General features: G+C 40.0%; 11 protein-coding genes. All 11 read left to right on the top strand.

From position 1 onward, the window contains the following. The first annotated feature begins 399 nt into the window (after positions 1-399). On the top strand, positions 400-1,359 hold the full coding sequence (locus CXF74_RS11940; RefSeq protein WP_101082672.1) for an AAA family ATPase: 960 nt from the start codon (positions 400-402) through the stop codon (positions 1,357-1,359). After that, positions 1,359-2,315 carry a DUF58 domain-containing protein gene (locus tag CXF74_RS11935; protein ID WP_101082671.1) on the top strand — a complete coding sequence of 319 codons (957 nt, stop codon included), beginning with the start codon at positions 1,359-1,361 and terminating at the stop codon, positions 2,313-2,315. Before CXF74_RS11940 ends, CXF74_RS11935 begins: the two co-directional genes overlap by 1 nt. Next, the gene (locus CXF74_RS11930) at positions 2,299-2,799 is read left to right on the top strand and encodes a DUF4381 domain-containing protein (protein WP_101082670.1); all 501 of its coding nucleotides are present in this window, start codon (positions 2,299-2,301) and stop codon (positions 2,797-2,799) included. The genes CXF74_RS11935 and CXF74_RS11930 overlap by 17 nt, the downstream gene beginning before the upstream one ends. Next, complete coding sequence (locus tag CXF74_RS11925) at positions 2,792-3,775, top strand: vWA domain-containing protein (protein WP_101082669.1); 984 nt, start codon at positions 2,792-2,794, stop codon at positions 3,773-3,775. The genes CXF74_RS11930 and CXF74_RS11925 overlap by 8 nt, the downstream gene beginning before the upstream one ends. After that, the gene (locus tag CXF74_RS11920) at positions 3,765-5,696 is read left to right on the top strand and encodes a VWA domain-containing protein (protein ID WP_101082668.1); all 1,932 of its coding nucleotides are present in this window, start codon (positions 3,765-3,767) and stop codon (positions 5,694-5,696) included. The genes CXF74_RS11925 and CXF74_RS11920 overlap by 11 nt, the downstream gene beginning before the upstream one ends. Next, a complete protein-coding gene (locus CXF74_RS11915; protein WP_101082667.1) occupies positions 5,696-7,381 on the top strand; it encodes a BatD family protein in 1,686 nt (561 codons plus the stop codon). The genes CXF74_RS11920 and CXF74_RS11915 overlap by 1 nt, the downstream gene beginning before the upstream one ends. A 699-nt stretch (positions 7,382-8,080) precedes the next feature. Continuing rightward, positions 8,081-9,094, top strand: coding sequence for an amino acid ABC transporter substrate-binding protein (locus tag CXF74_RS11910; protein WP_101082666.1), 1,014 nt, complete (start codon positions 8,081-8,083; stop codon positions 9,092-9,094). Positions 9,095-9,179: 85 nt separating this feature from the next. After that, complete coding sequence (locus CXF74_RS11905) at positions 9,180-10,367, top strand: amino acid ABC transporter permease (RefSeq protein WP_198552844.1); 1,188 nt, start codon at positions 9,180-9,182, stop codon at positions 10,365-10,367. Between the two features lie 2 nt (positions 10,368-10,369). Next, entirely contained in the window at positions 10,370-11,449 is a 1,080-nt protein-coding gene (locus CXF74_RS11900; RefSeq protein ID WP_101082665.1) for an amino acid ABC transporter permease, read from the top strand. Positions 11,450-11,461: 12 nt separating this feature from the next. Beyond that, positions 11,462-12,208: an amino acid ABC transporter ATP-binding protein gene (locus tag CXF74_RS11895; protein ID WP_101082664.1), complete on the top strand. Its 747-nt coding sequence runs from the start codon at positions 11,462-11,464 to the stop codon at positions 12,206-12,208. 356 nt (positions 12,209-12,564) lie between these two features. Further along, positions 12,565-14,829, top strand: a 2,265-nt coding sequence (locus CXF74_RS11890; RefSeq protein ID WP_232772508.1) for a glycosyl hydrolase family 18 protein, incomplete at its 3' end; no start/stop codon positions are given.

Here is a 14,829-nt window from a genome sequence, read left to right as displayed (position 1 = left end):
ACGTAAAGAATAGAAAAAAAACATGTTTGAAATCATAAAAGCTTATATCTGGGAGGAAATAAGGGAACTTTCTTGACAGACAAGTGACTATTATACCCATGTTACCTCAAGATGCTTTGTCAGGCACAAGCTCGATAACCAGAGCAAGGCACAATATGAGGTAATTGTTATTCACTTTTTGATTGTTGTAACGCCGAACTGGTTTTCGAGCTTGCGCCCCGTAGGGCAAGGCAACTTGTACCGATCTACGTCGTTATAAAATTTCGACTTAGAATGACTAGGCTTCAATTTTATGCCTAGTATCTCAGCACAATTTGCCTTGCTGACTTTGCATCTTGAGGTAGCATGGGTATATTATTCAATAACTCTCCAGAACTAAAATTTAAGAAGAATATTAATATGGCAAAACAACAACTTGATGCACTTCGTGTGTACCTTAATAAAATGATCTTAGGCCAAAGTGACTTGGTTGATGGTTTATTAATTGCTTTATTAGCCGATGGACACATTTTAGTAGAAAGCCCCCCCGGACTTGCTAAAACACGTGCGATTAATGCACTTTCAGATGGCATTGAGGGAGACTTCCACCGCATTCAGTTTACTCCAGACCTATTACCTTCTGATTTAACCGGCACCGATATTTTCCGCCAAGAAACCGGTGAGTTTATCTTTGAAAAAGGCCCGCTTTTCCATAATTTGATTTTGGCCGATGAGATAAACCGTGCGCCAGCAAAAGTGCAATCAGCCTTATTAGAAGCCATGGCAGAGCATCAAATCACCGTCGGTAAAACAACCTATAAACTTCCAGAACTGTTTTTAGTAATGGCGACACAAAACCCGCTTGAACAAGAGGGAACTTACCCGTTGCCTGAAGCACAATTAGACCGCTTCATTATGCATTTAGAGCTTGATTACCCTGATGCAGCTACCGAAAAAGAGATTTTAGCGCTTAATCATAAAGAGATTTTAAAAGAGAAAGTCGCCGAAGTAACTCCTTTGCTGAACGAGCAAATATTTGCCATTCGCAAAGAAATTATGAACATCAATATTGCACCGCACCTAGAGCAATACTTGATTGACCTTATTATCGCAACACGTCAGCCAGAGCGTTACGGCAGTCAGCTTAAAGAGTGGATAAGCTACGGCGCAAGCCCTCGTGCAACACTGGCATTGATGCGTACTGCAAAAGCACGCGCATGGCTTGATAACCGTGATTATGTGATGCCAGACGATATTATCCAAAATCTATATCCGGTATTACGTCATCGCCTTATTTTAAGTTATGAAGCTGAAGCACAAGGCATTAATGCTAACCGCGTAATTAAAGAAATCATCAACCAAGTTGCGCTGCCTGCATAATGACTTCTTTGAAAAACAAACAAAAAACGATCGCCCTGTTTGACAATACCCCCTATCAAACCGGGGTAGATGTGCAGCTGAATGAATTGCTCAGTTATAAACAGCAAGAGAAGCTGCAACTTCAACCACGTGCGACCGCCGCTTACCAGCAATTAGCCGGTAACTATTTAGCCAAAATTAAAGGCCGTGGCATGGAGTTTGCCGAAGTCCGTCATTATCAATCAGGTGATGATGTGCGCACTATTGACTGGTCTGTCACCGCGCGCACCGGTAAAGCACATACCAAACTATTTCACGAAGAGAAAGAACGTCCAGTATTTATTCTTTTGGACCTTTCCGACAGCATGATTTTTGGTAGTCAGTTTGTCTTTAAATCGGTACAAGCCTGTCATCTTGCTTCACTGCTAAGCTGGCAAGCAAAACAACGTGGTGATCGCTTAGGTGGCATTGTATTTAATCAACAACAGGTTGCCGAACTAAAACCAACTGGTCGCAGTAAAGGCCTGATGCGATTTATACATCAAAGCCAACAATTGTGTGTGCCTCAACCCTTTAAAAACAATGATCATCCGCAATCGTTATTATTACAGCTGAAACGTTTATCACGCTTAGTACAAACGGGTAGCCAAATACATTTGATCAGTGACTTTTCGCAACTTGATGAAAGTTGCCAGAAACTATTAACGCTGATTAATCGTCATAACCAGATAAATGCTTGGCAAATCAGTGATCCTTTAGAGCAATTATTACCTAAAAAAGCACTCAAAACACAACTGCAAATTAATAGCTTAAATGGCAGTGGTTTCTTTAAAAAAAATGCGTCAAAAGACTACCAAGATGCAGCCACGTTACGCCAACAAAAAATAGAAAATACTTTTATTAAGCAGGGAATCCCGCTTTATAATATTTGTGCATCATCGCCATTAATGGAACAATTTCATGTCCCCGCTCGCTAATCAAGATCCGCTGGCACAACTCAACGACATTATCGCCCCAACAGCACCGAATTGGTTTCCGCCAGCACCGATTTACTGGGCGTTATTAATCCTGATAATTGCAGTCATTTGTAGTGTTTATTATTTTCTCAAAAAGATTAAAATTCAACAAAAAATGCAAAAGGCGCAATTGGCTAAACTTGCACAGTTGAAACAACAAAAAGCAAACTTTGTGGCGCTTAATCAGTTACTAAAAGGTTGTGCTTTAAGCTATTTCTCGCGTGATGAGGTCGCTTCATTACACGGTGAGTCTTGGTTTGAATTTCTGCAAAAATACGCAACAGCCCCGATGTTCAAAAATAAACAAGAATTTCTACAACGCTTGTACCAAACAGATATCCATAGCATTGATGACAAAGACTTTTCCGATGCTAAACGCTGGATAATCGAATTACCAAAACAGATTAAAAAACACAGTAATAAACAGGAAAGAAAAGATGTTTGAGTTCACCTATCTTTGGGTCTTTATTGTATTACCTTTGCCCCTTTTAGCCCGTTACTTCTTAGCCTCACAGAAACGCAGTTATACCCAAGTGTGGATACCACTGGCACAGGGCATTACGGAGCAACAATCCGACGCGCAAAAGAATAATTTAAACGTCTTTATTCCTTGGTTAGTATGGCTATTGCTACTTTGTGCATTAGCCAAACCGATTTGGTTTGGTGAGCCGATTCGTCTACAGCAAGAAAGCCGCGATATGATTGTCTCGCTAGATCTCTCTGGCAGTATGCAAGAGGTGGATATGCAGTTAAATGGCAAAACCGTGGACCGTTTAACCTTAGTAAAAGACCTATTAAATGACTTTATTGATTTGCGCAACGGTGACCGATTAGGGTTAATACTGTTTGCTGATCACGCCTATTTACAAACCCCGCTCACCTTTGATTTAAAAACCATTAAACAGATGCTCTCAGAAACCGAACTCGGCTTAGTAGGGCAAAAAACGGCTATTGGTGAATCAATTGCACTGGCAATCAAACGCTTTGTGGAGAATAAAAATGAGCAACGAGTACTTATTTTATTAACTGATGGTGCGAATACATCGGGTATTATCGAACCGCTTCAAGCGGCTAAACAAGCGGCCAAAAACAACATTACCATTTACACCATTGGTATTGGCGCCGATGAGATGACACGCAAAGGTTTTTGGGGCAAGCAACGTGTTAACCCTTCTGCAGACTTAGATGAAAAAACATTAACCAAAATTGCAAAATTAACCGGTGGTCAATACTTCCGTGCTCGTAACCAAGACGAATTACAGGATATCTACCAGCAATTGAATTTATTAGAGCCGATTGAAAGTGACTTTTTAGAATTTAGACCTGAAAAAGACCTTTTCTATTGGCCACTTTCATTAGCGATATTAATTCTATTTCTCTTTACGCTTTATTTAAAATTAAGGGGCCGCCATGTTGCCTGAAATGAGCGCTATGCCAATGGATTTTTTACGTCCACTTTGGTTATTAGGCCTAATTGTCATCTTTGTTTTTTCGCTACTGCGTTTTAAAAATAGTAGCAAGGCAGAGCACCAAGGTTTAATAGCCCCTCACCTCAGTGCCAATATCGTGAGCAAAGCAGGTCATTCAAAGACGCATTTTTGGGCGTTTAATAGTTTAGCTGTGATTGCTTGTATCGCCTTAGCAGGCCCGACATGGCGTAGTATTGAGATGCCTGTTTATGAGATGGAAAAAGCACAGGTCATCGTATTTGATTTGAGTTATTCGATGTTTGCTACCGATATTAAACCGAACCGTTTATCGCAAGCAAAATTCAAAGCCATTGATCTGATTAAACAGTGGAGCGAAGGCGAAAAAGCAATGATAGCCTATGCAGGCGATGCGTTTACCGTTGCGCCATTAACACGGGATGGCAATGCCATCATCAATCATATTCCCCATCTTAGCCCTGACATTATGCCGGTTAGAGGCTCGCGTGCAGATCTAGCCTTAAAGAAAGCCATTGAACTGTTAAAAAATGCCGGTTATACACAAGGGCATATTGTTTTTATTAGTGATGATATAACAGAGCAACAATCACAAGAGATGCAAGAAATTCTAAAAGGTGAAGACTGGATAGTGTCTATTTTAGCCGTCGCCACAGAACAAGGGGCGCCCATTACATTACCTAATGGTTCGTTACTTAAAAGTGACAGTGGCGAAATTATAGTGCCTAAATTATCAGGACAACCACTTTATGATATTGCACAGGCAAGCAATGGTTTGTATCTCACCAGTCGTAATGACAGCAGCGATATCAACCAGCTCGGCAGTTATTACGATAATATAAAACAAACACGTAAAAACGAATCAGAGCAAGCCGCGTCAGATCAGTTCTCTATTGATGATGGTTACTGGTTAAGTTTTTTATTATTACCCCTGTTTTTATTATTGTTTCGAAAAGGTGTTTTCTTTGCCCTTTTACTGGCCGTATATTTACCTTTAAGTAGTCCGCCACTTGAAGCAGCAGAAAATACGTTAGTTGAAAAGACAGAGGACTCCATCTGGAAAAACGACCAACAAAATGCCTATGATGCTTATCAAGATGAAGACTACCAAAGGGCCAGTGAGCTTTACGAAACACCATTAGAACAAGCGAATGCGTTATATAAAAACAAACAATATGACCAGGCACTTGAGAAATTTGATCAAGCAATCAAACAACAGCCAGATAATGCAGATACCTTTTATAATCAAGGTAATAACTTCGCACAACTGCAACAGTTAGATAAAGCCATTGAAGCATACGATAACGCGTTAGCTATTGATCCCGCTATGAAACAGGCAGCAGAAAACAAAGGTGTAATTAAACAGATCCAAGAACAGCAAAAAGATCAACAGAAACAGCAACAAAACAAAGATAAGAAACAGGATAAACAACAGAAAAAGGATGATCAGAATCAACAGGATCAGCAACAAGATTCAGATCAAGATAAGCAACAAAAAGAGCAAGAGCAGCAGGATTCAGAACAAGATAAACAGCAAAAAGACAGTGAGAAACAAGAGTCACAAAAACAGTCTGAGCAAGATAAAAAACAAGCAGAGCAACAGTCTCAAAATGAAAAAGAACAACAAGCACAAGAAGAAAAAGAGCAGCAACAAAAACAACAGCAAGCAGAGCAAGATAAGCAGCAACAAGAAAATAAGCAGGATGAACAGCCGGCACAACCACTGAGCGAAAGCGACGAAGAAAGTAATCAAGAATTAGAAGCGTTACCTAACTGGCTTAAAAATATGCCCGATGATCCTTCTATTTTATTACGTCGAAAAATGCAAATTGAGTATCAAAAACGCAATCAATCTCAACCTGTTAAGCAAAAAACAAACAACGGAGTTATCTGGTAATGAAAAACACATTTTCTTTTTTGAGCCTTTTTTTAGTGGCATTATTAACCAGCTCCCCTGCCTTTTCAGCAGTTCAAGTCTCTGCAACGGTGAGTGATACGAATGTTGTATTAGGTGATCGCTTTATTTTAACCGTAAGCGTCAATGATAATGACGATGACTACCAACTTGATACTCGTCCACTTGAACAAGACTTTACGGTATTTCGACCATCACAAAGCCAAAGTAATGAATATGTGAATGGGGTTTTTAGTCAAAATACACAATGGCAAGTTAGGCTTCAAGCAAATAAAACCGGCCTACTAACCATTCCCGCATTTAAAATTGGCGACCTCTCAACCGAAGCCATTCAGATTAACGTCACTGAAGTGGTTCAAAAAACACAAAATGCACAGGATCAAGATAGCGTGGTTTTCATTGAGAATCATGTTGATAAAGACAGTGTCTATATTGGTCAATCTTTTATTTTTACCACTAAATTATACATTTCAAAAAACAGTAATGATCTTGATTTAGAAGCGCCATATTTTGAAGGTGCAGAAAACGCAGTATTTGGACAAGATAAAAATAGCCAAACCGTGCGTAATGGCATTCGTTACAATACCATTACCCGTCAATACAAAATGACCGCCACACAAGCGGGTAAATTTGAAATAGACTCTCCACTATTAAGCGGTTCTCTGCGTAAAGTGATTGCCGTTAGTGAGTGGCAAAATAGAGTCGTTTCCGACCCCATTAACGTGCGTGGAGAGCGTTTAAGTATTAACGTGCAAGCTATTCCAGACGATTACAAAGGCACCTGGATTGTCAGTGATGATTTACGTTTAATTGAAGATAATCTATTAACAGCAAAAAGCTATAAAGTCGGCGAAGCAATCATACGTAGCATTACCCTACAAATAGCATCCGTTGATAAAGATAAGCTACCTAACATCAAACTTAACTACCCTAAATCACTGCGTGTTTATCCTGATCAAGACCAGCTAGGGGAAGCTAAATCTAATGGTTTGAATTACGGAATCCGTGTTATTCGCCATGCGATCATTGCCGACCAAGTAGGTACTTTAACGCTGCCAGAAATAAAGCTGAATTGGTTTAATAGCCAAACCAACCAACAAGAAACAGCCATCTTACCCGCTCAAGAATTAACTATTTTAGCGGCAGATAAACAACAGGTTAGTAGCGTACCCACTATTCAACCTAAAATAGCGCAACCACAGCCAACCATCATTGTTGATAACAGTGCACTTATTTATTGGCAGATTGCCGTTGCATTATTAATAGCGATAATCGTATTGATGATTTTTTATCATCTTTCATACCGTCGCTTGACCAGTAATAATAAAACACAGCATAAAACCAAGGTTGCTCCGTTAAATCAGCATTATCTGACATTAAAAAATAGCTTTGCTAACAACAACGCCAGTCACTGTTATAGCGCTTTGTTATATTACGCTCAAACGCAATATCCAAATGTGAAAAGTCTCAGTCAATTTGCTGATAAAACAGCATTAAATGAAACAGATAAACAACATTTAAAAGATGAGATTCAACATCTACAACAATGCTGCAGTAAAGCAAATAGTGAGTGGACAGCCACTAAGCTCGCTGAATTAATAAAAACACATGAATCCATAAAAGAATCAGCACCTAGCGTTAATCCGATGGATATAAACCCGCAATAATAAAAATACCCGTTACTAATCAAGGTGCCTTGCCATAACTCGCTTCTTATCGAACTATGGCAAGGCAAGACGCAGCATGATGACCTTTCGAGCAATTAACTGCGTTAATTCTCTATCGGAAGAATGAAATAAAATACTTTCATTCTTTAATGGCTAGCCCTTATCAAATGTTGCAACGCAGAATTGCCATGGTTACATAAATAAGCGAGCTAGCGACCCGTAGGGCAAGCGATGAGGCAAACACCTTCGTTGTTAGGAAGTATTGATTGAACCAGTTATACCTTCAACTTCCTGCCTAAAATATGTTCACCTCATCACTTGCTGAACTTTGCAACTTGAATAGTAACGGGTATAAGTGTTACTCAGATCCCCCCTGCCTGAGTAACACTTCTTTGATACCCCCACAGCCTGCAATAGAGTAAACAAAGATTTTTAGCCTCATAGGACATATCCCCTCCTGTTAACATACTGAGTACTTTACGCAACAATCGCGCTCAAAAAACAGACAACCCGATGTTTTAGCAAACAATTCTGTGAGTGGGATCGAGAATCCCATTAACAACTTGATAACAACCTCGCATTCTATCCACGCTTACCTATTATTTAGGTCGTTCATAACCGAATATGTTTAACACTATAAATGACCTAGTGAATCATGTGCATAATCCATGTACATAACTATAGATAAGGAATATTTAGATGAAACTAACAAAAATTGCACTGTTATGTGGGCTAGCGGCGTTAGTGCCAAACCTTGCAAACGCAGATACTTTGTCAGAAGTAATAAAGAAAGGCACGCTAAATTGTGGTGTTTCGACTGGTATTCCCGGTTTCTCAGCAACCGATTCTAAAGGTGTTTGGAAAGGTATTGATGTCGACTTTTGTCGTGCAGTAGCAAGCGCTGTTTTAGGCGATGGCTCTAAAGTTAAATATATTCCACTGACAGCAAAAGAGCGTTTTACTGCACTACAAAGTGGTGAAATTGATGTACTTGCTCGTTCATCAACTTGGACTGCAACACGTGATACATCACTTGGTTTAAACTTTGCTGGCGTAAATTATTACGATGGTCAAGGTTTCTTAATTAGTAAAAAGCTCGGTGTTAGCTCTGCAAAAGAATTAGATGGCGCAACGTTCTGTATTCAAGCAGGTACAACCTCTGAACTTAATTTAACGGATTACTTCAAAGCCAATAAAATGGAATACAAAGCCGTTACTTATGATACATCAGGTCAAACGATCGATGGTTTCAAAAAAGGACGCTGTGATGCGGTTACCTCTGATGCATCTCAATTGTATGGTCTAAAACTAAAAATGGATGATCCAAAATCGGTAATGGTATTACCAGAAATCATCTCTAAAGAACCCCTTGGACCTGTTGTTCGTCAAGGTGATGATACTTGGTTTAACATCGTAAAATGGACCATGTATGCAACACTTGAAGCTGAAGAGTTAGGCGTTAATGCTGCTAATGTTGACAAAATGCTTAAGTCTGACAATCCAAGCGTAAAACGCCTGTTAGGTGTATCAGGTAAAGCTGGCGAAAATCTAGGACTTAATGCTGATTGGGCTTACCAAATTGTTAAAAACGTAGGTAACTACGGTGAGTCATTTGACAAACATGTAGGTAAAGATTCTCCACTTAATATCAGTCGTGGTCTAAATAACTTATGGAATAACGGCGGGTTAATGTACTCAATGCCAGTTCGATAAATCGCTTATTCAACTTCGAATAATTAAATTTTGAACTAAGGGGGCCTAGCCCCCTTTTAAGCACCTCCCCTCTCTAGGCCTGATTATGAATAAAACTCAACTCCCAGCCCCCTCAAGTAATGGCTTTTTAAATAATCCACAAAATCGAGCGATTATTTATCAAGTTTGTGCATTGTTATTTGTTCTTTTTCTTGCCTATTATTTCACTAATAATATGTTTGATAATGTAGAGAAACGTGGCATTACAACGGGTTTTTCTTTTTTAGATGATGTGGCTGGTTTTGGTATTAGCCAAACATTGATCGATTACGATGATGGCGGTTCAACCTATTACGATGTATTTATCGTTGGGCTATTAAATACACTTTTAGTGTCTGTGATTGGTGTGTTTGTCGCATCAGTACTTGGACTACTGATCGGTATTGGTCGTTTATCACAAAACTTTTTAGTGTCTAAACTTTCATTGGTTTACATCGAAACGTTTCGTAACATCCCTATTCTGCTACAAATCCTATTTTGGTATAACGTGGTTCTGGCAGCACTGCCCAGCCCCCGACAAAGCTTTACCTACTTTGATAGCTTCTTTTTAAACAATCGCGGTCTATTAACCCCTGAGCCTATTTTTGAATCTGGCAGTGGTTTTATTTTAATCGCATTTATTCTTGCCGTTGCTGGTGTGTTCTTTTTGGCACGTTGGGCTAAAAAACGTCATGATCTAATTGGTGAGGAGTTCCCTCTTTTTAAAGTCTCGATTGCTATTTTAATCGCGGCGCCTTTATTGGTTTACTTCATCAGTGGCCAACCCGTCAGTGCTGAATACCCGGTATTAAAAGGCTTTAACTTTAAAGGTGGCCTAGCGATCATTCCTGAGCTATTAGCGCTTATTTTTGCCTTGAGTATCTATACAGCCACTTATATTGCTGAAGCGGTTCGTGCGGGTATCGAAGCAGTACCTTCTGGGCAAAAAGAAGCGGCTAAAGCGTTAGGCTTAAAAGATCACGTTATTCTACGTAAAGTGGTTTTGCCACAAGCATTACGCGTCATTATTCCGCCGGTAATTAACCAGTATTTAAACCTTGTTAAAAACTCATCACTCGCCACCGCAATCGGTTATCCCGAGGTAGTGACGCTCTTTTCTGGCACAACGCTAAATCAAGTTGGCCAAGCAATAGAGATTATTTTAATGACCATGGCAGTTTACCTCACCATCAGCATTGTTATTTCACTCGTATTGAATTGGGTAAATGCAAAAATGGAAATTAAAGGAAGATAATTATGGCGACTTATTCGATTAAAGAAGCAAAAGCAGCCCCGTCCAGCAGTAAAGGGATTTTTTTCTGGTTAAAAGAAAACCTATTTCCTGATGTTAAAAATAGTTTATTAACATTAGTGGGTATGTACTTTGTTTACCTCACTATTCCACCTTTACTTAACTGGATGATCTTTGATGCAACTTGGAGTGGCACGCAAGCTGAAATAGTCAAAGAAGGGGCAAGATGGATTTTCATTATTGAAAAATTCGACCAATTTATGTATGGATTTTATCCAGAAGCATTACATTGGCGCCCTAATCTGGTGTTATTTATTACCTTTGCTTTTCTTGCTTCGTTTAAGCTAGTAAGCAACCTTAAAGTAAAAATAGCCTTCATGCTGCTTTACCCTGTGGTTTGTTTTTTGCTCATTAGTGGCGGTTGGTTTGGCCTTGAAACAGTAGAAACTGAAAAATGGGGAGGATTGATGCTGACCTTAGTGGTCGCAGCAGTGGGTATTATTGCTTCTTTTCCATTGGGTATCGTTTTAGCACTAGGCCGTCAGTCTGACATGCCTATTGTGAAAACATTGTGTGTTGGTTTTATTGAATTTATTCGTGGTGTGCCATTAATTACTATCTTATTTATGGCCTCAGTTGTATTGCCGCTCTTTTTTAGCGATGGCATCGACTTTGATAAACTTTTACGTGCATTAATCGGTATCACGCTCTTCCAAGCAGCTTACATTGCAGAAGTGGTTCGTGGTGGTTTACAAGCTATCCCGAAAGGACAATATGAAGCTGCAAAATCATTAGGATTAGGTTATTGGCAAGGCATGATATTAATTATTTTGCCGCAGGCATTAAAAATATCTATTCCTAACTTAGTGGGGTCGTTTATCTCACTTTTCAAAGACACAACCCTAGTACTAATCATTGGCCTCTTTGATATTTTAGCCATGGTAACACTCACCAATAGTGATACTAGCTGGCTAGGTTATGAGATTGAAGGTTATGTATTTGTAACCTTAATCTACTGGGTTATCTGCTTTAGCATGTCGCAATATTCAAAAGCTGTTGAACGTAAATTCAACACTGAACACTAAATAGGAAATCTTATGTCTGAACAAGAAATTATGATCTCAATGAAAGACGTTAATAAATGGTATGGCGATTTCCATGTACTTAAAGACGTTAACTTAGATATTAAAAAAGGCGAAAAAGTGGTTATCTGTGGCCCTTCTGGCTCAGGTAAATCAACGACAATTCGTTGTCTAAATCACCTTGAGAAATTCCAACAAGGCAGTATTAATATTAATGGTACTGAGCTGATTGATGACGTTAAAGTTGTACGCCATATTCGTGCGCAGGTCGGCATGGTATTTCAGCACTTTAATCTTTTTCCGCATTTATCGGTATTAGAAAACTTAGTGCTTGCGCCTACTTGGGTGCATAAAGTGCCACGTAAAGAAGCAATCAAAAAAGCGATGTATTACCTTGAACGAGTGAAAATTTCCGATCAAGCAGACAAGTACCCAAATCAACTTTCAGGCGGACAACAACAACGTGTCGCGATTGCACGTTGTTTATGTATTAACCCTGAAATTATGTTATTTGATGAACCCACCTCAGCGCTTGATCCTGAAATGGTATCAGAAGTATTAGATGTAATGGTTGAGCTTGCCGATGAAGGTATCACCATGATCTGTGTAACCCATGAAATGGGCTTTGCTAAAAAGGTGGCGGATCGAGTTATCTTTATGGATGCAGGACAAGTGATTGAAGAAAATGAACCTAATGAATTTTTTGATAATCCACAATCGGATCGCTTGAAACTATTTTTAGAACAAATTTTGTCACATTAAAGGCCACTCAAAATTTAAGGGTTAGCATTAAAATGCCAACCCTTTATCTTTCCCAAAAAACGCGTCAACCCCTATAAACATTAGCTTACAGCACACCTTTTCGTTTTCTTCGATTCACCCTCAGATTAATGAGATCAAGCTCTCTCTTATCTAAAAAACTTACCTATTTACGTTGCAACAAGCACTTTTAAAAAGTAGCCTTAATCCGTACATCTGTTTCTGTACACCGATATCACGGAAGATATCTAATAAAAATGAACTGTTAAATAAACCCTAGCTAGTGATATAAAAAACCTAGTGAAGGGTAAACGACCCGTTTTTATTGGACTCTTTAATAATTTATCATGGAGTTTTTTATGAAAAACATGTTATTAAAAAGTACACTTGCACTTGCTATTTCAGCATCAATCAGTGCATCCGCTCTTGCAACACCTGCAGCACCCGCATTAGCTTGGGCTGATTACTCTAATCTTGGTTTCGTTACAATCAACACTGACGCAACGGTTGGTTACAAATCTTCTTACACACGTGTAGACCTAGTTGAAGTACCTGTTGCTTGGAATGTTTGGGCTGGCGATAAAGCTACTTCTTGGCAAGTTCTTATCAATGGCGATGTGGCTATTGAAGGTGCTGGCCAAGGTGGCAGCGCAGTTATCCCTTTCACAACGGGTGGCTTAAAAGAAATGGTTGTGCGTTTATGTAACGCGGATGGTTGTACTGATGGTGCAACAACACAACTACTTATCTCTGATACTGACGGTTCTCATTTAGGCAACTTGCAAATGACAACTGACGCAGTGAATACGCCTTATGCACAATCTCCAGACCAAATCGTTGGTACTTACTTTGTTGAATGGGGTGTATACGGTCGTAAATTCGAAGTTAACGATATCCCTGCTAACAACCTAACGCACATCATCTACGGCTTCATTCCAATTTGTGGCGGTACAGGTGATAACAAATCATTATTAGAGCCAAACCCTAAAGGTCACGCATTACTTAAAACAGTCTGTTCTGACTCACAGGATTACGAAGTTGTTATCCACGATTCATGGGCGGCACTTAACTCTACATACGGCGCGCCAGCTAAACGTTTAGATGGTAAAGCAGTCGGTTCTTTAGAGATTGGTAAAGGTAACTACGGTAACCTAATGGCACTTAAAAATGCTTATCCACATCTTAAAATTCTTCCATCAATCGGTGGTTGGACATTATCAGACCCATTCCACGGTTTTGTTGATAAAGCCAATCGTGACGTATTTGTCGCCTCTACTAAAGAATTCTTACAAACTTGGAAATTCTACGACGGTATCGATATTGACTGGGAATTTCCAGGTGGTGGCGGTCCAAACGCAGATCTTGGTGACCCAATCAATGACGGTCCAGCTTATGTAGCGTTGATGCAAGAACTTCGCGTTATGCTTGATGATCTAGAAGTTAAATATAACCGTAAATATGAACTAACATCAGCAATCGGTGTTGGTTACGATAAAATCCAAGATGTTGATTACGGCGAAGCTGTTCAATACATGGACAATATCTTCATGATGTCTTACGATTTCTACGGTGCTTGGGGTCCAAATACAGGTCACCAAACTGCAATTTACTGTGGCGCACACGTTTCTGCAGACAAGTGTGACGGTACGGGTGAATTTGCTGGCAAACCTGAATACACACTTGATAACGCAACAAAACTATTACTTGCACAGGGCGTTCCCGCTAAGAAATTAGTCGTTGGTGCTGCAATGTACGCTCGTGGATGGCAAGATGTTGTTGCTGAAGATGGTAACCCACTCGGTTCTATCGGTTCTCATATCGATTCAGCTGAAGGTAGCCCATTTAACGGCTCTTTAGGCGGAAGTGGTACTGATGTAAACGAAGCCGCTTGGGCATGGGAAGCTGGTATCATGGATTACCGTGGTGCACTTAAATTCTTAGAAGCAAACCAAAATGCAATCGTTGGTTGGGATGACGTGGCTAAAGCCTCTTACATTTGGGATGATATTAGTCGTACATTGTTAACATACGACACACCACAATCAGTACTTGCTAAAGGTGACTACCTACGTGGTTTAGGCCTTGGTGGTATCTTCTCATGGGAAATTGATGGCGACGGTAACGGCGAGATCTTAAACGCAATGAACCAAGCTGTACTTAACCCACAAGGTACAACTGATTGGACTGGTCCAGTAACACCGACTCCAGTAGTAACACCTACTCCAGTAGTAACGCCTACTCCAGTAGTAACGCCTACTCCAGTAGTGACACCTACGCCAGTAGTAACACCTACGCCAGTAGTGACACCTACTCCAGTAGTAACACCTACGCCAGTAGTGACACCTACGCCAGTAGTGACACCTACTCCAGTAGTGACACCTACGCCAGTTCCAGGTGTTACACCATTTGTTCCAGGTACAACTAAAGTAACTAACGGCGATGTTGTTTCTTACGGTGGTTCTTGTTTTGTAGCTCAAAACAATCCTGGTACTTGGGAAACACCTTCTGCTGTATCATGGTTCTGGAATGAAGTGCCTTGTGAAGGTGGTCCAGTAGTGACTCCTACACCAGTAGTTACTCCTACACCAGTAGTTACTCCTACACCAGTAGTGACACCTACGCCA

Origin of the sequence: Psychromonas sp. Urea-02u-13 (assembly GCF_002835995.1) — a bacterium.
Taxonomy (GTDB): Bacteria; Pseudomonadota; Gammaproteobacteria; order Enterobacterales; family Psychromonadaceae; genus Psychromonas.
This window is presented reverse-complemented; position numbering and strand designations above follow the sequence as displayed.